General features: G+C 58.2%; 17 protein-coding genes and 1 tRNA gene. 12 read left to right on the top strand and 6 right to left on the bottom strand.

Annotation, left to right across the window (positions count from 1 at the left end; genetic code table 11):
• Nucleotides 1-6 precede the first annotated feature (6 nt).
• A complete protein-coding gene (gene coxB, locus H9646_RS10995; RefSeq protein ID WP_191723412.1) occupies nt 7-1,584 on the bottom strand; it encodes a cytochrome c oxidase subunit II in 1,578 nt (525 codons plus the stop codon).
• Nucleotides 1,585-2,063: 479 nt separating this feature from the next.
• Nucleotides 2,064-2,972, bottom strand: coding sequence for a methyltransferase domain-containing protein (locus H9646_RS10990; protein WP_191723411.1), 909 nt, complete (start codon nt 2,970-2,972; stop codon nt 2,064-2,066).
• Between the two features lie 329 nt (nt 2,973-3,301).
• Between H9646_RS10990 and H9646_RS10985 the strand changes: the two genes are divergently transcribed.
• Both H9646_RS10985 and trmL read left to right on the top strand, forming a co-directional pair.
• Nucleotides 3,302-3,778, top strand: coding sequence for a ComF family protein (locus H9646_RS10985; RefSeq protein ID WP_191723410.1), 477 nt, complete (start codon nt 3,302-3,304; stop codon nt 3,776-3,778).
• Nucleotides 3,779-3,819: 41 nt separating this feature from the next.
• Nucleotides 3,820-4,305, top strand: coding sequence for a tRNA (uridine(34)/cytosine(34)/5-carboxymethylaminomethyluridine(34)-2'-O)-methyltransferase TrmL (gene trmL, locus H9646_RS10980; RefSeq protein WP_191723409.1), 486 nt, complete (start codon nt 3,820-3,822; stop codon nt 4,303-4,305).
• On the opposite strand, the gene H9646_RS10975 is transcribed toward trmL, so the two are convergent.
• Nucleotides 4,302-4,784 (bottom strand): MaoC family dehydratase, encoded by a 483-nt coding sequence (locus H9646_RS10975; RefSeq protein ID WP_191723408.1) that lies wholly within the window; start codon nt 4,782-4,784, stop codon nt 4,302-4,304. The two genes, trmL and H9646_RS10975, sit on opposite strands and share 4 nt — an antisense overlap.
• A 148-nt stretch (nt 4,785-4,932) precedes the next feature.
• On the bottom strand, nt 4,933-5,571 hold the full coding sequence (locus H9646_RS10970) for a LysE family translocator (protein WP_191723407.1): 639 nt from the start codon (nt 5,569-5,571) through the stop codon (nt 4,933-4,935).
• A gap of 113 nt (nt 5,572-5,684) precedes the next feature.
• Between H9646_RS10970 and H9646_RS10965 the strand changes: the two genes are divergently transcribed.
• Nucleotides 5,685-6,122: a DUF1841 family protein gene (locus H9646_RS10965; protein ID WP_191723406.1), complete on the top strand. Its 438-nt coding sequence runs from the start codon at nt 5,685-5,687 to the stop codon at nt 6,120-6,122.
• Nucleotides 6,123-6,180: 58 nt separating this feature from the next.
• Here the strand turns inward: H9646_RS10965 and H9646_RS10960 are convergent, their stop codons facing one another.
• Nucleotides 6,181-6,837, bottom strand: a complete 657-nt coding sequence (locus H9646_RS10960; RefSeq protein ID WP_191723405.1) for a c-type cytochrome — start codon at nt 6,835-6,837, stop codon at nt 6,181-6,183.
• Nucleotides 6,838-6,945: 108 nt separating this feature from the next.
• Between H9646_RS10960 and H9646_RS10955 the strand changes: the two genes are divergently transcribed.
• From H9646_RS10955 to H9646_RS10925, 7 genes are all read left to right on the top strand, one after another.
• Complete coding sequence (locus tag H9646_RS10955; RefSeq protein ID WP_191723404.1) at nt 6,946-7,788, top strand: AAA family ATPase; 843 nt, start codon at nt 6,946-6,948, stop codon at nt 7,786-7,788.
• Between the two features lie 98 nt (nt 7,789-7,886).
• The gene (locus H9646_RS10950) at nt 7,887-8,135 is read left to right on the top strand and encodes a hypothetical protein (protein WP_191723403.1); all 249 of its coding nucleotides are present in this window, start codon (nt 7,887-7,889) and stop codon (nt 8,133-8,135) included.
• A gap of 12 nt (nt 8,136-8,147) precedes the next feature.
• Nucleotides 8,148-8,774: a GNAT family N-acetyltransferase gene (locus H9646_RS10945; RefSeq protein ID WP_191723402.1), complete on the top strand. Its 627-nt coding sequence runs from the start codon at nt 8,148-8,150 to the stop codon at nt 8,772-8,774.
• A 73-nt stretch (nt 8,775-8,847) separates the two neighbouring features.
• The gene (locus tag H9646_RS10940) at nt 8,848-10,035 is read left to right on the top strand and encodes a vWA domain-containing protein (RefSeq protein ID WP_191723401.1); all 1,188 of its coding nucleotides are present in this window, start codon (nt 8,848-8,850) and stop codon (nt 10,033-10,035) included.
• A 4-nt stretch (nt 10,036-10,039) separates the two neighbouring features.
• The gene (locus H9646_RS10935) at nt 10,040-11,893 is read left to right on the top strand and encodes an autotransporter assembly complex protein TamA (protein ID WP_191723400.1); all 1,854 of its coding nucleotides are present in this window, start codon (nt 10,040-10,042) and stop codon (nt 11,891-11,893) included.
• Nucleotides 11,894-11,897: 4 nt separating this feature from the next.
• A complete protein-coding gene (locus H9646_RS10930) occupies nt 11,898-15,974 on the top strand; it encodes a translocation/assembly module TamB domain-containing protein (protein ID WP_225214138.1) in 4,077 nt (1,358 codons plus the stop codon).
• Between the two features lie 69 nt (nt 15,975-16,043).
• Nucleotides 16,044-16,118: transfer RNA gene (locus H9646_RS10925), tRNA-Arg, on the top strand.
• Nucleotides 16,119-16,504: 386 nt separating this feature from the next.
• Here the strand turns inward: H9646_RS10925 and H9646_RS10920 are convergent.
• Nucleotides 16,505-16,912, bottom strand: a complete 408-nt coding sequence (locus tag H9646_RS10920; RefSeq protein WP_225214137.1) for an SH3 domain-containing protein — start codon at nt 16,910-16,912, stop codon at nt 16,505-16,507.
• Nucleotides 16,913-17,276: 364 nt separating this feature from the next.
• Here H9646_RS10920 and H9646_RS10915 point away from each other — a divergent pair, with 364 nt between their 5' ends.
• Both H9646_RS10915 and H9646_RS10910 read left to right on the top strand, forming a co-directional pair.
• Entirely contained in the window at nt 17,277-17,720 is a 444-nt protein-coding gene (locus H9646_RS10915; protein WP_191723399.1) for a CBS domain-containing protein, read from the top strand.
• A 155-nt stretch (nt 17,721-17,875) separates the two neighbouring features.
• Nucleotides 17,876-18,916 (top strand): patatin-like phospholipase family protein, encoded by a 1,041-nt coding sequence (locus H9646_RS10910; RefSeq protein ID WP_191723674.1) that lies wholly within the window; start codon nt 17,876-17,878, stop codon nt 18,914-18,916.
• The last annotated feature ends 45 nt before the right edge of the window (nt 18,917-18,961 follow it).

The following is an 18,961-nucleotide window of genomic DNA, read 5'->3' as shown; positions in this document are numbered from 1 at the left end:
TTGCGCTCACTGCGCAGCCACGATATCTACACGGCGTGCCTGCTCGTTGGCACCAGCGCTGTCGGTAATGGTTTGCGGCTTGCGCAGCTCAATACGTTCAGCGGCCACGCCCGCATCTGTCAGCGCCTTGGCCACTGCCTGGGCACGCTGCTTGGCAAGTTCCGCATTCACATCAGCGCTGCCGGTGGCATCGACATAACCTGACAGCGCAATCTTGACGCTGTCATTGCTTTGCAGCCACTGCACGGCTTGCTGCACGGTCGCCTTTGATTTGTCATCCAGCGCACTTTGGCCGGTGGCAAAGAAAACCTGGTAAGGCATGCCACCCGCACTGACGGGTAAAGCAGTGTCTGGCGCAGGCGCTGCAGAAGCTGGCGCTGGCTCAGTAGCCGCAGCAGGTGCACCACCTTCAGGAAAGCTGCCCTTGCGCGCCTGGGTGAACTGCGCAGGCTGAATCAATTGCCCCGTCTGGTTGCTCCAATTGTTTTTCACATAGGTCAGCACGGCGGCCAGCTCTACATCGCTCAGTTGCTTCCAGGATGGCATGGCCCCATTCGCACGCCCTTCCAGCACCACATGCATGGGTTCAGCCAGAGAGCCACGTACCAGCGCGCTGCCATCCAGCGCCTTGATAGCCCCTGCGCCCTTGCCACTGGCCTGATGACACGCCGCACAGTTGGCTGCGTAAACCTTTGCGCCACGCGCAACCAGTTCATCGAGCTTCCACTCTTTGGTTGGGTCATCTTTTTTGGCCGCTGCCAGCTTGAGCTGTTCATCCACCCATGCTGCATAAGGGCCGCTGTCCAGCACCTTCACATGAATCGGCATGTAGGCGTGCTCTTTTCCGCACAGCTCTGCGCACTGTCCGTAGTAATCACCCGGTTTGTCTGCCTTGAACCATGTATCACGTACAAAGCCAGGAATCGCGTCTTGCTTGATACCGAAAGCCGGCACCATGAAACTATGGATCACATCATTGGCCGTGGTGATGATGCGCACCTTCTTGCCTACTGGCACGACCAGCGGGTTGTCTACCCGCAGCAAATAATCATTGGGTGCATTGCTCACATCACCGCTGCTGGACATTGCACGGTGGCTGCTGTCGATGGTGGACAGGAAGCTCAGCCCCTCGCCCGGGCCTTTGAGGTAGTCGTACCCCCACTTCCACTGATAGCCCGTGACCTTGATGGTCAGCTCGGCGTTGGTGGTATCTTTTTGCGCCACCAGCACCTTGGTAGCGGGCAGCGCCATCAAGATCACGATGATGAAGGGAATCACCGTCCAGATGACCTCTACCGTCGCTGATTCGTGGAAGTTGGCAGCCTTGGCACCCTGGGATTTGCGATGCTTCCAGATGGAATAGAACATCACCGCAAATACAGCCACAAAGATCACTACGCAGATGGCCAGCATCATCCAGTGCAGAAAGTGCTGCTCCTGGGCAATGCGCGTGACCGGCGGGTGCAAGTTCAGCTGTTTGACGGCTGGGCCACCGGGCAAGTCTTGCACTGCATGCGCGGTACTGGCCAGCCATGCTGTTGCAGCCGTACACAGAGAAACCAGTTGAAAGATACTGCTTTTCATATTTCTCACTTGCGTCTGAGCCTCCGGGATTCCGTTGCCCGCCTGCCATTACAGTGCCGTGCGAAGTCTTGCGAAGAAAGCAAAAATCAAGGTGCCTGGCACACTGCACCCAACTGCCCTGCATGCAGTTTGCAGGGATGCAGCGCCAGCGCATACAGGGGTTTCAAGCAGGAGAAGACATCGCTGCAACGGTGCCCTGTAGGATGCCGCGCAAAAAACGATGAATGAAATCGCCAACTGCATGCACGCTGGTACGCGTGATGCAACAACAAAAAAACACGAGAGACTGACCCAGGCTTTGCGGTCCAGCCTGTCTGCAAGGCATAGCGACACACCAATTTTTTTCTCCCCTGACGACCGCTGGGCCGTTGGCTTTGCACTGCCCAAATCCGCGCTCCAGGGCCGTGCTTGCTATCAGTAGTTTGAAAAAATTGTAGTGCGCTTTGCGTTAAATCAATGCAGCAAAAAAGGCTTTTCGCCTATCGCAAACCCTGCTCCCGACCCTGCTTGAGCATGCTGCGCATCTGGTCTAAAGAGACCGAACTTTCACTGTCCACTGCCACACGTGGAACAGGTTTAAACGCATGGCCATAAACCAGTTCAAAGGACAAGGCCAGTTGCCCCTCGCTGTGATCGACACGCAAATGCTCGCCCATGGCAGCGTGCAACTGTGCCAACCATGCGCGGCCACGCAAGCCCGAAAAACGCTGGGGATGCAAGTTGCAGCCCAGCTCACGCAGCTCTTGCAGCAAGCGCTCGGGGCTGGCAAAAGTCAGCGTAATGGTTTCCATATCCATCACAGGCTCTGCAAAGCCTGCCTGCACCAGCATGTCTCCCCAGTCGTGCATATCGGTAAAGCTATGCCCGGCTGCTGGCCAGCCCATGCGCTCATACAGGGCACGCATTTCTTTGGCGGTATCTGGCCCCAGACACGAAAACATCACAAAGCCATCTACAGCCAAAGCTTCATGCCACTGCTTGAGCATTTGCACAGGCTGTGCCTGGTTGTGCAGCAGCATGTTGGCCCACAACATATCCACGCTACCGGCGGCCGGCATCTCCATCAAAGTCTTGGCACCACCCCAGCGTGAGGGGCTCCACCATGGCTTGGCCCACTGCTCCTGGGCAACAGTCTGCATGCGCGGCACGGGCTCGACCACATAGCATTGCGCCTGCGGATAGCGTTGTGCCAAAGCTGCATGCACCTGCATGCCACCGCGCACGGGCTGCCAGTCGCACCATGTACCGGGGGTGCGGCAAATCCACTGCAAACGCGCCTCCATCCGGCGGCCCACCTCTTCATGCAGCCACGGCGACTGGGCCGGTGCAGCCTGTTGCCAGCGTGCAGCAGCGATAGGATCAATGGTGGGGGGCAAGTGCTCAGACATGGAAGTGCAAACTCAACTAGCAACCCCGCCGCCACACGGCATGGCAACGGCAGGTGCCGCGGCAGTATATTGATTTCATGCCTCTGCGTTGGCCAACATGGCTATCCCATCCTGTGAAATGGCTCCGTGCCTTACCCAGTCAGTGTCTGGCATGCCACGCATGGCCAAGCCAGGATGTGCTGTGCCCCGACTGCTGGCAGCGTTTTGCCACCCATGCACCATTTCGCTGTACAGGCTGTGCATTGGCTCTGCCAGGCGTTGGCCCCGAGCGGCCGCGCTGCGGCGCATGCCTGCGGCACCCTCCTGCATGGCATGAAGCACACGCATGGATGGACTACCACTATCCATGGAACAACTTGATTTCACGCTGGAAATTTGGACAGCAGCCCGCTCTGGCCCGCTACGCAGCACACTGGATGCTGCAAGACGCACGCATTCAAGCCGCTATCGATGCCGCTGATGTACTGATCCCCATCCCCTTATCCAAAGAACGCATGCGTGAACGCGGCTACAACCAGGCGGCGCTGCTGGCCCAGGCTTTCAAAAGTCACAAGCACCAGCTCCATTGCCTGGCACGCACGCACCACGCCATGGCCCAAAGTGGCTCAACCCGCGCACAGCGTCTGCGTAATTTGCGCAACGCCTTCACCATTGACACTGCGCAGCGCCACCACATTCAGGGTAAAAAAGTTCTGTTGATCGATGACGTAATGACCACTGGCGCCACACTCACCGCAGCCAGCCACTGTTTGCTGCAAGCTGGCGCCCGTCAGATTCACGTACTGTGCATGGCCCGGACACCATAAACACCGCCAGGGACAAGCCCAAAAGCGGACAATACGCCGCCATGTTCCATATCGTTCTTGTAGAGCCTGAGATTCCACCGAATACAGGCAACATCATTCGCCTGGCAGCCAACACCGGCTGCCAGTTGCACCTGATTGAGCCCCTGGGCTTTTCCATGGAAGACCGCCACATGCGCCGCGCTGGGTTGGACTACCACGAGTACACCAGCGTGCGTCGCCATGCCAGCTGGCAAAATTTTCTGCAAACCATGCAACCTGCGCAAGAACGCATGTTTGCCATGACCACGCATGGCAGCCAGCCTGCCCATTCGCTGCAGCTCCAACCGGGCGACTGGTTTGTGTTCGGTTGTGAAACACGCGGCCTTGCACCCGAAGTGCGTGAGTTTTTCCCCACGGCACAGCGCCTGCGCCTGCCCATGCTGGAAGGCCAGCGCAGCCTGAACCTGTCTAACGCCGTGGCTGTCACCGTGTTTGAAGCCTGGCGCCAGAATCGTTTTTTAACGCCTGACGGACACCCTGCACGTTAAGTCAGCATCGACGCCCCCATCGGGGCGCCGTAACTGCGTGACAGCGATTCCGCCACACACACCGGCTTGTCGCCACCTTCTCGCTCGACAGTCACCAGCCATGTAATTTGCACGCTGTCTGGGCCCACGGGCTCCACCGCCTGCACCCCAACCCGGGCTCGCACGCGGCTGCCCACAGGCACAGGGGCCGGAAAACGTACCTTGTTCAAGCCATAGTTCACCCCCATCGTGGCACCTTCAATGTGCACTGCCTGGCTAAAAAACAAAGGCAGCAGTGACAGTGACAGAAAGCCATGTGCAATCGGCCCACCAAACGGGCCTTGAGCCGCTTTGACCGGATCGATGTGGATCCACTGGTGATCACCCGTTGCGTCAGCGAACAGGTTCACTTGCTCTTGGGTAATGGTGATCCAGTCGGTCACCGCAATTTCCTGGCCTGCACAGGCGCGCAGTTGGGCATAAGAGTTGAAGGTTTTCATGCCTTCAATTTAAGAACCTCTGTGGCTGCAGTCAGTCGGTCCTGTGACAGGGGTTGACCCTAGGTGACTGACAGCCCGATCAGGCATGAGCGCTGATGCGCAAAGTGCTGACCGCTATCGATTTAGCCCAAGCCGGGCATCCCGAGAATTACCCTTGGTTTGTCGAACGCTGCACAAAGAACAGTCCAAAACCCACCAGCATGAGCAAGCCACCAAAGATGCGGTTTTGCCAGCGCATGGCCTCGCTGCTGCGCATCCAGCGGCGCAGCGCACTGGCGCTGGCGGCGTAGCCGTGCATCACCACGGTATCTACGGCCAGACAGGTCGCAGACATCACTAGCAGCTGCACCCACAATGCGCGCTCCGGGCTCAAGAACTGCGGCAATACAGCCACCATGAAAATAATGCCCTTGGGGTTGGTGGCGTTGGTCAAAAATCCGGCCAGGGTACGCTGCCTCCAAGGCATAGGTGCAGCCTGCAAGTACCCCACATCCACTCCGTTGCCAACACTGCGCCACTGGCTCCAGCCCAGATAAATCAGGTAGCCCGCGCCCAGCACCTTGACCACGGTAAAGGCAACGTCAGAGGCAATCAGCACAGCCCCAACGCCACCACCTGCTATCAGCAAAATCAGCAGCAACCCCAGCTGCAGGCCACCAATCGTGGCCGAAGTCTGGCGCACGCCGTAGGCCAGACCATGGCTCATGGAGAGCACTGCCCCAGAGCCCGGAGAGATGGCGATGAAAACGCACGCCGAGAAAAATGCCAACCAAGTATGAAAATCCATGTGCCAATGTCCGAGAGCTGCCAACCTGAAGCGCGCGATCTTACGCCGACCCCGGCGCCCTATTGCCACCTTGGCGACTGGATTGCGCCGCACATGCTACGCTGCCGCCCATCATGCTTTTCAACCCCACCCAAGCTGACGTGCGACGCTTTTTCTGTAGCGTACGCAGCAAAATGCTACATAACGCGCCGATGGAGGCCATCGAGACACTGGCCAGCCTGTGGATTGACGAACACCCGGAATACTTTGCCGAGCTGGACGACGTAGAGGCGGCCATCAAGCGCAATTACGACCTGGAGCCCGATCGCACCAATCCGTTTTTGCACCTGTCCATGCACCTGTCCATCAGTGAGCAATGCAGCGTAGACCAGCCCCGCGGCATTCGTCAGGCGGTGGAGCTGCTGACCAAACGGCGCAACTCACTGCACGACGCACACCACGAAACCATGGAATGCCTGGGCCAGATGCTGGCCGACAGCCAGCGCAATGGCCATCCGCCCGATGGTGACCAGTACGTAGCTGCCGTACAGCGCCGCGCCACGCGCGACTAGACAACCCCAATAACAACAAGGCCCGCTTGCAGCGGGCCTTGTTGTTATTGGGCAGCGCTCAGCGAAAGTGCGCTGGAGGAATCGTTTTCAAATCCCCATCGAGCTTGCTGATGTAGTTGGCCAGCAGCTTGAGCTCCTGATTGCTGAACTGCTGGGCAATTGGCGCCATGATGCCGTTGCTGCGACCAACCCGGGGGTTGTTGACTGTTTTGTATGACTTGAGCGCCGCCAGCAGATAGTCCGAGTGCTGGCCTGCTACTTTCGGGTAGCTTGCGTCAATCGGCTTGGAGAAATTTTGACCATGGCAGGTAAAGCAGGCACCTTTTTCAATCAAGGCGGCCACCTGCGTCGGTGGGTCATGCGGTTGTGCGGCATCTTTGCGTACGGGGTTGTGGGCCTCGTAGTAGGCAGACACATCCGCGATGTCCTGATCGCTGAGTGACTCGGCAACGCCACGCATGGTGGGGTGATGGCGATCACCCTTGCGGTAGGCATCCAGCGCCGCAGCAATATATGCTGCAGACTGCCCCGATATCATGGGCACCTTGTAAACCTCAGGAAAGCTGGCCTGGTAACCAGCGATACCATGGCAGCCAATGCACATGGAAATTTTCCCTTCACCTGCCTTGATATCTCCCTGCACAGCCTGTGCCGAGGCAGTTGACGTCGCACAAGCGACAAACAATGCAAACACCGTGGTCCATGTTTTGATCATTTTGTGCACAAAATCCTTTGCAAAGTTCAGCTGGGATCTGGTCGTGAAAATTCATTATCAGAGCAGTTGTCAAGCACCCACATCAATGTTTACGCTGATATCACGCCCATGAAATTCCAAGGTTCTGACAATTACGTTGCCACCCAAGATCTGATGCTGGCGGTGAATGCCGCCATCAAACTGCAGCGCCCGCTGCTGGTAAAAGGCGAGCCCGGCACAGGCAAAACCATGCTTGCCGAAGAGGTGGCAGCCGCCTTGGACATGCCCTTGCTGCAGTGGCACATCAAGTCCACCACCAAAGCGCAGCAGGGCTTGTACGAATATGACGCGGTCTCACGTCTGCGAGACAGCCAGCTGGGCGACGCCCGCACGCAGGACATTCGCAACTACATCGTCAAAGGCGTGCTGTGGCAGGCGTTTACTGCGGACGAGCCCGTGGCCCTGCTGATCGACGAGATTGACAAGGCAGATATCGAGTTCCCCAACGACTTGCTGCGCGAAATCGACCGCATGGAGTTTTACTGCTACGAAACCCGCGAGATGATCCGCGCCAAGCACCGCCCGCTGGTGTTCATTACCTCCAACAACGAAAAAGAGCTGCCCGATGCCTTCCTGCGCCGCTGCTTTTTCCACTACATCAAGTTTCCTGAAGCAGACACCATGCGCCAGATTGTGGCGGTGCACTTCCCCACACTCAAGGGCGACTTGCTCAGTGCAGCGCTCAAAACGTTCTACGACGTGCGCAACCTGCCGGGCCTGAAGAAAAAACCTTCGACCAGCGAGCTGATCGACTGGCTCAAGCTGCTGGTAGCCGAAGACATTCCGCTGGAGGCCTTGCAGTCTCCAGACCAAAAGGTCTCCGTGCCGCCACTGGTTGGTGCCTTGCTGAAAAACGAACAGGACATGAGCCTGTTTGAAAAGCTGGTGTTCATGAATCAGCGCAACCGCTGACACGGCGCTGACAGCCGCGTTGCAGGCTTGCCCCAATGCGCAAAGATGCCGTCTGTCGTAGCTTCGGTGTTTTGATGACTTTGCTTAAGGGAAAAAACATGGCTTCTGCACAAAAAATGCTGCTCGAGGGAGTTTCCGACGCGGTGTGCTTCATGCTCGGCGCGCTGGCTGGCTATGGTCTGGGCAAGATGGTGGGTATCGACATCTTTGAAGACGGCTACAGCGGCTCCGGCATGATCGGCATTTTGATGATCGGCCTGGGTGGCGGCGCAGGCTTGCACATTGCACGCATCTGGCGCAGCCACCAGCAAGCCAAAAACAAACTCGAAGAAGCCGAGGTCGATTGACCTCTACCCCCTATGCATGATCCACAACCGAGCACGCCCTTTGTGCCCCCCGTCAGATTGCAAGGCTGGGGTGTTTGCCTTGAACCATTGAGCCTGCTGCACACCGCAGGCCTGCAAGAAGCTGCCGCTGATGGCCAACTGTGGAATCTGCGCATCACCTGGGTGCCCAGGCACGAAGAAGCGACGGCCTACATCCAAAAGGCCCTGGACATGCAAGCCCAGGGTACGCGCTGCCCGTTTGCCGTACTGGATGCGGCCAGCGGCAAGTTGCTGGGCACCAGCAGCTACCACGACATCGTGCCTGCGGTAAAGCGCCTGGAGATTGGCTACACCTGGTACGCCGCCAGCGCACAGCGCAGCCATGTCAACACTGCCGCCAAGCTGCTGCTGATGCAGCATGCATTTGAAACACTGTCCTGCGCCGTGGTGGGCTGGCGTACCGACATTCTGAACACCCGCAGCCAGCAAGCCATTGAGCGCCTGGGTGCACATAAAGACGGGGTATTGCGCCACCACGCACTGCGCTGGGATGGCAGCGTGCGTGACACCGTGATGTACAGCATGCTGGCCGCCGAGTGGCCAGCCGCAGAACATCGTTTACTTGAAAAATTGAAGCATATGGCGCTTACCAGCAATTAACTTGCGCATCAAATCACTTTGAAAATAAGTAATTTCAAGCGCTTGTAGCTTCTGTTTTTAAACTCTCACTGCCATGCTGATCGATTTTTTCTACACCTTGCGCGCTGCAAAGCTGCCCGTTTCCGTCAAGGAATACCTGATGCTGCTCGAAGCGCTGCAGGCCGGCGTGGTCGGCCCGCTCAGTGACGACGGCTGGAGCCTGGACGATTTTTACTTTCTGGCCCGCACCACACTGGTCAAGGACGAAAAGCATTACGACAAGTTTGACCGCGCCTTTGCCGCCTACTTCAAGGGCGTGGAAATGGTGGCCGACTTCAAGAAAGAGCTGCCCGAGGAGTGGCTGCGCAAGCTGCTGGACAAAGAGCTGACACCTGAGCAAAGGGCCGCTATCGAGAAGATGGGCTGGGATGAGCTCATGGAAACACTCAAAAAGCGTCTGGAAGAGCAAAAAGGCCGCCACGAAGGCGGTAACAAATGGATTGGCACCGGTGGCACCAGCCCCTTTGGGCACGGCGGCTACAACCCGCAAGGCGTGCGCATTGGCGGACCCGGTAAAAACCGCAACGCCGTCAAGGTGTGGGAGCAGCGCGCCTACCGCGATTACGACGACACGCAAGAGCTGGGCACCCGCAACATCAAGGTGGCCCTGCGCCGCCTGCGCAAATTTGCACGCCAGGGCAGCAACCTGGAGCTGGATTTGCCCGACACCATCCGCAGCACAGCGGCCAACGCTGGCTGGCTGGACATCAAGATGGTGCCCGAGCGCCACAACAATGTGAAAGTGCTGCTGCTCATGGATGTGGGCGGCACCATGGACGATCACATTCAGCGCGTGGAAGAGCTGTTTTCAGCCGTCAAAAGCGAGTTCAAGCATCTGGAGTTCTATTACTTTCACAACTGTGTGTATGACTTCATGTGGAAGAACAACCGCCGCCGTTTTGCTGAAAAGTTCGACACCTGGGACATCATTCGCAAATACAACAAAGATTACAAATTGATATTTATTGGTGATGCCACCATGAGCCCTTACGAAATCTTGCAACCAGGCGGCAGCGTTGAATACAACAACGATGAGCCGGGCGCTGAGTGGCTGCAAAGACTGACTAACGCATTCCCTCACCATGCATGGATCAATCCAGAACCCCAGGGTGTGTGGGAATATCGCCAAAGTATTGACGTCATTCGCCAGTTGATGGGCGGTCGCATGTACCCCCTGACTTTGAAAGGTCTGGAAGAAACCATGAGGCTGCTGTCAAAATAAATCCATGCCCAAGCACTTATCTACAAACAAGCCCTTCTGGAAATCGGCGTGTTTGTTAACCAGCGCACTGCTGCTGTCCGGCTGCAGTCTGCTGTCCAAAGACAAAATCGGTGATGACGCTCCCGCCAGCTTTGCGCTGGAAGTGGATGCCCCCAAAGACGTGCGCGAGTTATTGCTGCAGCACATGGAGTTGCAGCGCTATCGCAGCTTGAGCGACTTGCGCCGCAATGAACTCAGCCGCCTGCTTGGCGCAGCTGATGGCAATATCCGCAGCCTGCTGGGCACCATGGGCTATTTCTCGCCCACCATTGAGCTGCAGTTGATTGAAACGCCAGAGGATGCCGACACGCCACGCAAGGTGGTGGTGCAAGTGGAACCAGGAGAGCCCACCAAGGTCACCCAAACCGAAGTCGCCTTTACCGGCACCAATGCCGATGATCCCAAAGGCAGGAACATGCGTGAGAGCATTCGCCGCAATTGGTCTTTGCCAGTCGGTGAACGTTTTAGCCAGTCCGCATGGAGCAGCGCCAAAAACGATGGCGTCCGCCGTCTGCAAAACCGTCGCTACCCCACCGCCAGCCTGACTGAAAGCCGTGCAGACATCGATGCCGACACCCAAGAGGCGCAGCTCAAAGTGGCGTATGAACCCGGCCCTGCTTACTACTTTGGCCCCCTGGTCATTGAAGGCGCTGAACGCTACAACCCTTCGGGCCTGATTCGTCTGGCGCGGTTGCCGGTGGGTGATGAATATCGCCAGACCACACTGCTCGATGCCCAGCAACGCTTGGCCAACAGCGGCTATTACGACTCGGTCTTTCTGACACTGGCAACGGATGCGGCCCAGCCCGGCGACACCGAAGTGCACGCCCCCGTCATCGCCCAGGTGCGCGAGGCCAAGTTGCAAAAATGGATTTACGGCGTGGGCTTGAGCACCGACACAGGTTTTCGCTTCTCCATCGATCACACCCACAACCGCGTGCCTTATCTGGACTGGCGTGCGCAAAGCAAGCTGCAGCTGGACAAGAAGAACCCGCTGCTTTCTACCCGCGTCGCGTCATTGCCTGATTACAGCGGCTGGAATTACTTCTTTGGTGGCAAAGCCGCTCGCGAAGAGCTGGCCGATTACACCGCCAACAGCGTGACGCTGGCGGCTGGCCGCAGCAAGAGCGAAGACAAGATTGATCGCACCTACTATCTGCAGTACGACATGGCCAAGGCGCAGGGCGCAGGCGCGCCACCCTCCAGCTCGGCCATCACCATCAACTATGGCTGGACAGGGCGTTATTTCAACAATGCCACCAATCCCACACGTGGCTACGGGCTGGGCTGGGACGTAGGTGCCGGCACCACGCTCACCCCTGCCCGTGAACCCTTTAGCCGGCTGTCTGCACGCTGGCTGTACTTCATGCCGCTGAGCAAAACCGATGAGGCCACCAACCGCCGCAGTCGCCTAGCCTTCAGAGCCAATGGTGGCGCAGTAATTGCACGCGACGATGCCGTGGTACCTATCACGCAATTGTTCCTGTCTGGTGGCGACACCACAGTGCGCGGCTACAGCTATCAGAGCATTGGTGCACGCAGTGACAATGGCAAGCTGATTGGTGGCCGCTACATGGCATCGGGCAGCATTGAATGGCAGCGCCCCATCACCATTGCGGGCAATCGCACTGACTGGGAGCACGCCACCTTTGTGGATGCCGGCACGGTAACTGACTCGCTGGATATCTACACCGTATTTGTCGGTATCGGCACTGGTATTCGATGGCGCAGCCCAGTCGGGCCACTGCAAGCCGATTTGGCCTACGGCCTAGAGACCAAGGAGGTGCGCCTGCACCTGCGCCTGGGATTCAATTTCTAATTTCATGCAAGAACGCCAAGAACCGCAAATGGAGACCTCTGCGGTCTCTCCTGCCCCTGCAGCCAAAGCCCAGTTGCGCCGCCGTCGCCGCTGGCTGCGCTGGCTCATGATGGCCATCGCCTTGTGCCTGATTGCGCTGTGCTCTCTGGTGGGAGTGGCGTGGTGGTGGTCTGGTCAGGCCGACTCGCTCAGCCGCACGCTGGCCCAGGTGGCAAGCTGGATGCCTGCCGATCAAAAGCTCGAAGCCGACGGCGTGCAGGGCAGCCTGCGCAACGGTGGCCGCATTGGCTGGCTGCGCTGGAGCAGTCCAGCCATGCAGGTCGAGATCAAAGGCGCAGACATTGAATGGCGCCTGCAGCCGCTGCTCTCCAGAGAGTTGCATTTTGGCCGTGTGAACATGGACGAGCTGCGCATTCGCAGCACCCCTGAGCCCAAAGACGATACCCCCACCCAGCCACTGCAATCGCTGGTGCTGCCTGTGCGCATTGATGTGCCACTGCGCATTGAACGCCTGGTGTGGGAAGGCCCACCCGAAACCGTCATTACCGAACTGTATGGCCACTACCGCTATACCGGCAGCCACCACGACGTCAAGGTCAGCAGCCTGCGCTACGCCGGAGGCTTGTACGAGGCTGAAACGCAGCTGCAAGCTGCGGCTCCCATGCAACTGCAGGCCACACTCAAAGGTGCTATCGAAGCCCCCCTGCCCAGCCAGCCCGACAAGCTGCTTAATATTCAGGCCAGTGCTTCGGTCAAAGGTACCCTGGCCACGGAAGCTGCCAGCCTGAACATTTCCGCGCAAGCGCGCACCACTGAGGCTCAAGGGCAAGATGCCAGCAGCACCTTGTCTGCCGATATCAGCGCCGTTGTACGGCCATGGCTGGCACAGCCACTGGAGCAGGCGCACGCTCAGTTGCGCCATGTGGATGCATCGCTGTTCATGGCCGGTGGCCCGCGTACCGATCTCAACGGTACGCTGCAGGCCGGCCCTGAAGGCCAAGGCTGGAAGGTGCATGCAGCGCTAACCAACAGCATGCCCGCCCCATGGGACAAACAGGCCTTGCCCATTCGCACCGTCACAGCAGATGCCAGCTTTGATGGCCTGCAGACATGGCTGCTGCAAAACGCACGCATCGACTTTGGCAAATCAGACGACGCCTATCTGCAAGCTCAGGGGCGTTTTGACACCCAGACTCAGGCGCTTGAAGGCCAAGCCGAGCTCATCAATGTCAACCCCGCCGATCTGTACAGCACGCTGGATGCTGCGCCACTGTCTGGCTCGCTACAGGCTCAAACGAATGCACAGCAGCAAGTCCAGTTCAAACTGAACCTGCAATCAAGCCGTGCACGCAGCGCGCAGACCTTGCGCATTGAAGCCGCCCGGGCAGAAGGCACATGGAAAGCGCCGCTGCTGGAGGTACGCAACCTGTACCTGGATGCGCTGCAGACCAAGCTGCAAACCGATGTGCTGCGCTTGAATACCGAAACACAGCACATTCAAAGCAAGCTCAATGCGCAGCTGCCCGGAGTGCAGGCTGATCTGGACATGGATGCCGGGCCTGAGGCAGGCACGGGCAAACTGAACCTTCGCGTCAACTCTGCCGAGCAGCTGGGGCAATGGATGGCACGGCTGCCCATCGGCAGTGACCCACTGGCAGGTGCCAAACTGCAAGGCAGCACCACGGTCAACTTGCAATGGCGTGGTGGCTGGGCCAAGTTGCAGCAACGCCTGCAAAACCCGGCAGCAGCGGTGCAAGCCAGTGGTTTGCAAATTAACGCCCAAGTGACTGCGCCACAGTTGAGCTATCTGCCGCCTGATGGCACAAAAATGCAGCTGCAGCAGCTCAAGCTATCACTGGCAGGTAGCCCCGAATCTCTGCAAGTCACGCTGGACAGTCAAGCACAAATGGGCAGCCAGACCTTGTCACTGACAACCGATGTCACAGCAGGTTTGCTCACCAGCAAGGGATCTGCTGCCACCGACTGGCAAGCACGAATTGCCAATCTCAACGCGCGCTGGAGCCCGCAAGGCAGCGCTGACACCACATGGCAGGTGCAACTGGCCAGCCCTGCAACAGCCAGCCACCACACCACAGGCAACCCTGTGCGCACCACCCGCATTCAGGCCAGTGAAGGCCGGCTGCTCATCACACCACCAGCCGGCACAGGCACACAGCCAGCCAGCGTAGCCTGGGAGCCTGTGCTGCTGCGCCAGGCTGGCAATGGCAGCTGGGCGCTGCAAAGCAAGGGCCAGCTACAAGGTGTACCACTCGCTTGGGTTGATGCTTTCAGCCCAGACCCCAAGCAACCTCTGCTGGCCGGCTCTGGCATCAGCGGAGATCTGGTCGTGCAAGGCCGCTGGGACATTGACAACACAGGCCGTCAATTGCGCGCTGACGTTGTCGTGGAGCGCACGAGTGGCGACATCCGCCTGTCTGCAGAAGACAGCGACGCAGCCCCCATCACCGTCATACGCAGTACGGGTGCCAGCGAAGTGAATGCAGAAACCAAGCAAGTGCAATCACGCGCTGTCAGCAGCAATCGAGGTATGCGCACCCGGCTGCAAGAGTTGCGTTTGCAAATGAATGCGCAGGGCAATGACTTACGTACACAGCTGACCTGGAACTCTGAGCGTGCAGGCCAGATTAACGCCGATTTACGCAGCCAGATACAGTCCGGCGCCAACGGGTTGGCCTGGCCGGTGAATGCACCGATTTCTGGAACCATCAAAGCCAGCATGCCCAATATCGGTATCTGGGCCTTGTTTGCACCTCCTGGATGGCGCGTGGGTGGCACCTTGAATGCAGATATGGTGATCTCAGGCACCCGCAGCGCACCGCAATGGAGCGGGCAGCTCAGTGCCGATCAACTCAGCGTGCGGTCACTGCTGGATGGTGTGGATCTGAAAGATGGCCGTCTGCGTGCACGCCTGCAGGGCTCTCGCCTGGACATTACCGAGCTGTTCCTCAAAGGCGGCGAAGGCAGCAGCACACGCATCTTGACCCAGAGCGGCAACCTAACCTCTGCCCCCAAAGACGGCGGAACGCTGACTGGTCATGGCTTTATCGAGTTTGACCCCAACGCACCGGCAGGCAGCTCTGGTATACGCATGGACATTCAAGCGCTCGCAGAACGTCTGCAGGTGCTGGTGCGCGCCGACCGGCAGCTCAGCGTCAGTGGCAAGCTTCAGGCAAGCATGAACAGCGGCCAAGTCACGCTGCGTGGCGACCTCAAAGTCGATCGTGCCGCCATCATGCTGGCCGATGCGTCTGCCCCTTCGCTGGATTCCGATGTGCACGTCACCTCTGCAGCCAGCCGCAAGCTTGCACAAGACAAGGCCGACAAGGAAGCCGCCCGCGCCCAAGCCGCTGGCTCTGTGCAAGCTGCGCAGCCACCCATCATTGATGTACGGCTGGACCTGGGCAATGACTTTGCGCTGCAAGGCTATGGCATCACCACGCGCCTGGAAGGCCAGCTGCAGATTGCCAATGGGCCGCGCATCACTGGCGAGATTCATACCGTCAATGGTCGCTACCGTGCCTGGGGCCAGTCACTGGATGTAGAAACGGGCACGGTCCGCTTTAACGGCCCTTATGCCAACCCAGCCATCGATATCGTGGCCTTCCGCCCCAATATCGACGTCAAGGCCGGGGTCAAAGTCACAGGCAGCGCCAACAACCCACGTGTCACCCTGTTTTCAGAGCCCGAGATGTCGGACGCGGAAAAACTCTCCTGGGTCGTCATGGGCCGCAGTGCAGCCGCAGGCGGCGCTGAAACAGCCCTGCTGCAACAAGCTGCACTGGCCCTGCTCAGTGGTGGTGGGGGTGGCGGCAACTTTGCCAGCCAGCTAGGGTTTGATGAGGTAGGCCTCAAGGGCCCCAGCGAAGACGGCGAACAAGGCGCTGCACTCACGGTGGGCAAGCGCCTGTCCAAAGACCTGTATGTGGCCTATGAGCAAAGTTTGGCCGGAGCCATGGGCACGCTCTATATCTTCTATGACCTGTCACGCCGCCTGACCTTGCGCGGTCAGACCGGAGAGCAGACCGCGGTGGACTTGATCTACACAAAAAGCAAGGACTGATGCCAGCCCCAGCGCACGCCACTCGTTTGGCAAAACCTGGGGCTGCACCACTTACAATAACGCCCGCGTCCCCTTGTAGTTCAATGGATAGAACGGGCCCCTCCTAAGGGTCAGATGCAGGTTCGATTCCTGCCGAGGGGACCACATCAAAGGTCGTAAGCTTGCACCAGCTTCCGGCCTTTTTCTTTTTCCCTCTGTAGAACACAGTCTGTAGTGCGTCATCGCCCGCCAAAGTGGGCCGCAATCCGGGGGCACCTGGGAGCATCTGGGGGCACCTGGGAGCATCTGGGGGCACCTGGGAGCATCTGGGGGCACCTGGGGGCACCTGGGAGCATCCGGGGGCACCAGGGAGCATCTGGAGGCACATTTGGGGGTAAATTTTTAAAAATTGGGGGTGCATTTAAAAATGCCCCCAGCTTTTCTTAGTCCCCTCAGATGGTTCAGCGCAAATTCAAGAGGTCTGGGCCGACAGCATCAGTTGGCGCCCACACAAAAAAAGGCGCCTCAGCGCCTTGATGTGTTGCTCTGGGCTACCAGCCCCAGACTAGCTTTTGCGATACCCAGCCCTGGGTGCCTGCGCTGGTGCGAACCTTGGCCCAGCCGTTTTTCTTGTCGATGGTCTTTACCACGTCATATTTATCCAGCTTGGCCACGATCTTGTGCTGGGTGCCTGCCCCCGCTCTCAGGTTGGCAGTTTTGACTTTGACAAGGTAGTGAGGGGTTGTGGCTGTAATGGGCTTGTAAACCCAGCCCAGCACACCATCAATGTCTTTGACTTGCAGCCAGTTGCCCTTCTTTTTCACCACCGCTAGCGGATAGCCCCGGGTCAGCTCCCAGGCAACTTCCGATTTGGTGTTGGGTGCAACACGGATGTTGGCAGAGTTGCCTTTGACACTGCGAAATTCGCTGGCATGCACCCACTGCGCTGACAAAGCCAAGGTGGAGAAAAGAACAATTTTTGAGAACAGACGACCAAACACTGGTACCAAACTCCTGATAGGTTTTTAGAACATCTTGCTCCTGAAATTCAGCAAGATATGGGGAGATACAGGTCTGTTCGTGTTCAAACTTGGCAGCTAGTTCATTTTTCTTACATTTTTAGACTGCCTTATGCCGTGCCAGCTTTTCTTGAACGGAGAAACGGCAGCACATCCAGCCGGCCCCAGCGTTTGAGCGCCACGCATTTGAAAGTCACTCCCCTAGCTGCAAGCGCTTTCCTCACACACGCACCCGTAAAACCCAGCTTGCATTTGTTTTTCGACATCGCCACACTGAATTTTCCAAATCACTTGGGAGAGGCTCATGACGAAAGTTGCTGATATTTTGCGCACCAAGGGGAATGCCACTGTCCACGCCGTAAAGCCTGATGACTCGATGCTGACTGCTTTGCAGCAAATGGCCGAGCATGAGATTGGGGCGTTGCTGGTCATACAGGAGCGTACGATTGCCGGCATTGTTTCCGAGCGCGATTACGCACGAAAAATTGCGCTCAAGGGGCGTAACTCTCTGGACACCCCGGTGCGTGAAATCATGACCGCCCATGTGCATTGCGTAGGGCCAGATAACACCAGCGACGAGTGCATGGCGCTGATGACGCAGTTAAAAATTCGCCACCTGCCTGTGGTGGGGGCCGACCATGAGCTTCTGGGCCTGATTTCGATTGGTGATTTGATCAAAACCACCCTGGCAGACCAGCAAGTGACCATTGCACATCTGGAGCATTACATCTCCGGCGCTCACCGCTGAGCCTGTGCCCAAGGTGCCTGCCCCCCTGTGCACCTGGGCAACAGATTGGCGGCCTGAAAGCCACTCGTTACATCTGCATGCAACATGCACGCACTGTGCATGCGCTTTCGGGCACCTCTATACTGGATTGTTCTGTTGCTCCCGAGATTGAAGGCATGCGTTTGAAAGCCTTGCTGCGCCCTGTCGCATGCGTTTGTTTACTCAGTTTGGCCGCCTGTGGCAGCACGGTGCCCCGCACCAGTACCAGCGCGGCCAACGCCAGCACTACATCTATACCTACTGCCGATGCCCCAGTGCGCATCGGCATTGCGCTGGGTGGCGGAGCCGCCAAGGGCTTTGCGCACATTGGCGTGATCAAGATGCTGGAAGCCAACGGCCTGGCTCCTGACATGGTGGCGGGCACCAGCGCAGGCAGCGTGGTGGGGGCCCTGTATGCCAGCGGCATGGATGCCTTTGACATGCAGCAAAAGGCCGTGGCTCTGGATGAAGCCAGCATTCGCGACCTGCAGTGGTCGGCAGGTGGTCTGGTCAAAGGGCAAAAACTCCAAGACTATGTGAATACGCAGGTGCAGAACCTGCCGCTGGAAAAACTGCACAAACCCTTTGTGGCGGTTGCTACGCGGCTGGAAGATGGCAAGCGCATCGTGTTTGCGCGCGGCAATACGGGGCAGGCAGTGCGTGCCTCCAGCAGTATTCCGGGTGTGTTCGAGCCTGTACGCATTGGCAAACAGCACTATGTGGATGGCGGCATTGCCAGCCCCGTACCCGTAGATGCCGTGCGCGAACTGGGCGCTGATCTGGTGATTGCCGTCGATATTTCTGAAAAGCCGCGCGGTAAAACGCCCGCCAATCTGCTGGGCACCATGGGGCAGTCGATTGCCATCATGGGTCAGCGGCTGGGGCAGGCTGAACTGGCCCGTGCCGACGTGACCGTGCGCCCCCAGGTGCTGGACATCGGGCCTTCTGACTTTACGCAGCGCGCCCAAGCCATTGTGGAAGGCGAAAAGGCCGTCATGGCCGTGATGCCGCAAATCCGCGAGAAAGTGGCGCGCATTCAGGCAGAGCGTTTGAAAGCAGCACAACTGGCCCAGCAGCAGACGGCGCAAGATCGCTTGCAGACCTGTTTGAAGCAGCGCAGCAGCCTTGAAAAAATGGCGGGCATGGCCGGTTTGAACAATGCCTGCGCCAATCCCTGAAAAAGCATTTATCTAAAAAAAAAGAGCTACCAGCGCTTGAGTAGC

The sequence above is a fragment of the Comamonas avium genome (assembly GCF_014836675.1).
Taxonomy (GTDB): domain Bacteria; phylum Pseudomonadota; class Gammaproteobacteria; order Burkholderiales; family Burkholderiaceae_C; genus Comamonas; species Comamonas avium.
The sequence above is the reverse complement of the archived record's forward strand: the minus strand, read 5'-3'. Positions and strand labels throughout refer to the sequence as shown.

Excerpts from the sequence above, each read along its gene's own strand:
- H9646_RS10930 (WP_225214138.1), top strand. The coding sequence starts at position 11,898 with ATGCAAGAACGCCAAGAACCGCAAATGGAGACCTCTGCGGTCTCTCCT.
- H9646_RS10965 (WP_191723406.1), top strand. The coding sequence starts at position 5,685 with ATGCTTTTCAACCCCACCCAAGCTGACGTGCGACGCTTTTTCTGTAGC.
- H9646_RS10960 (WP_191723405.1), bottom strand. The coding sequence starts at position 6,837 with ATGATCAAAACATGGACCACGGTGTTTGCATTGTTTGTCGCTTGTGCG.
- coxB (WP_191723412.1), bottom strand. The coding sequence starts at position 1,584 with ATGAAAAGCAGTATCTTTCAACTGGTTTCTCTGTGTACGGCTGCAACA.
- H9646_RS10955 (WP_191723404.1), top strand. The coding sequence starts at position 6,946 with ATGAAATTCCAAGGTTCTGACAATTACGTTGCCACCCAAGATCTGATG.
- H9646_RS10970 (WP_191723407.1), bottom strand. The coding sequence starts at position 5,571 with ATGGATTTTCATACTTGGTTGGCATTTTTCTCGGCGTGCGTTTTCATC.
- H9646_RS10940 (WP_191723401.1), top strand. The coding sequence starts at position 8,848 with ATGCTGATCGATTTTTTCTACACCTTGCGCGCTGCAAAGCTGCCCGTT.
- H9646_RS10990 (WP_191723411.1), bottom strand. The coding sequence starts at position 2,972 with ATGTCTGAGCACTTGCCCCCCACCATTGATCCTATCGCTGCTGCACGC.
- H9646_RS10985 (WP_191723410.1), top strand. The coding sequence starts at position 3,302 with ATGGACTACCACTATCCATGGAACAACTTGATTTCACGCTGGAAATTT.
- H9646_RS10915 (WP_191723399.1), top strand. The coding sequence starts at position 17,277 with ATGACGAAAGTTGCTGATATTTTGCGCACCAAGGGGAATGCCACTGTC.
- H9646_RS10935 (WP_191723400.1), top strand. The coding sequence starts at position 10,040 with ATGCCCAAGCACTTATCTACAAACAAGCCCTTCTGGAAATCGGCGTGT.
- H9646_RS10975 (WP_191723408.1), bottom strand. The coding sequence starts at position 4,784 with ATGAAAACCTTCAACTCTTATGCCCAACTGCGCGCCTGTGCAGGCCAG.
- H9646_RS10950 (WP_191723403.1), top strand. The coding sequence starts at position 7,887 with ATGGCTTCTGCACAAAAAATGCTGCTCGAGGGAGTTTCCGACGCGGTG.
- H9646_RS10945 (WP_191723402.1), top strand. The coding sequence starts at position 8,148 with ATGCATGATCCACAACCGAGCACGCCCTTTGTGCCCCCCGTCAGATTG.
- trmL (WP_191723409.1), top strand. The coding sequence starts at position 3,820 with ATGTTCCATATCGTTCTTGTAGAGCCTGAGATTCCACCGAATACAGGC.
- H9646_RS10910 (WP_191723674.1), top strand. The coding sequence starts at position 17,876 with ATGCGTTTGAAAGCCTTGCTGCGCCCTGTCGCATGCGTTTGTTTACTC.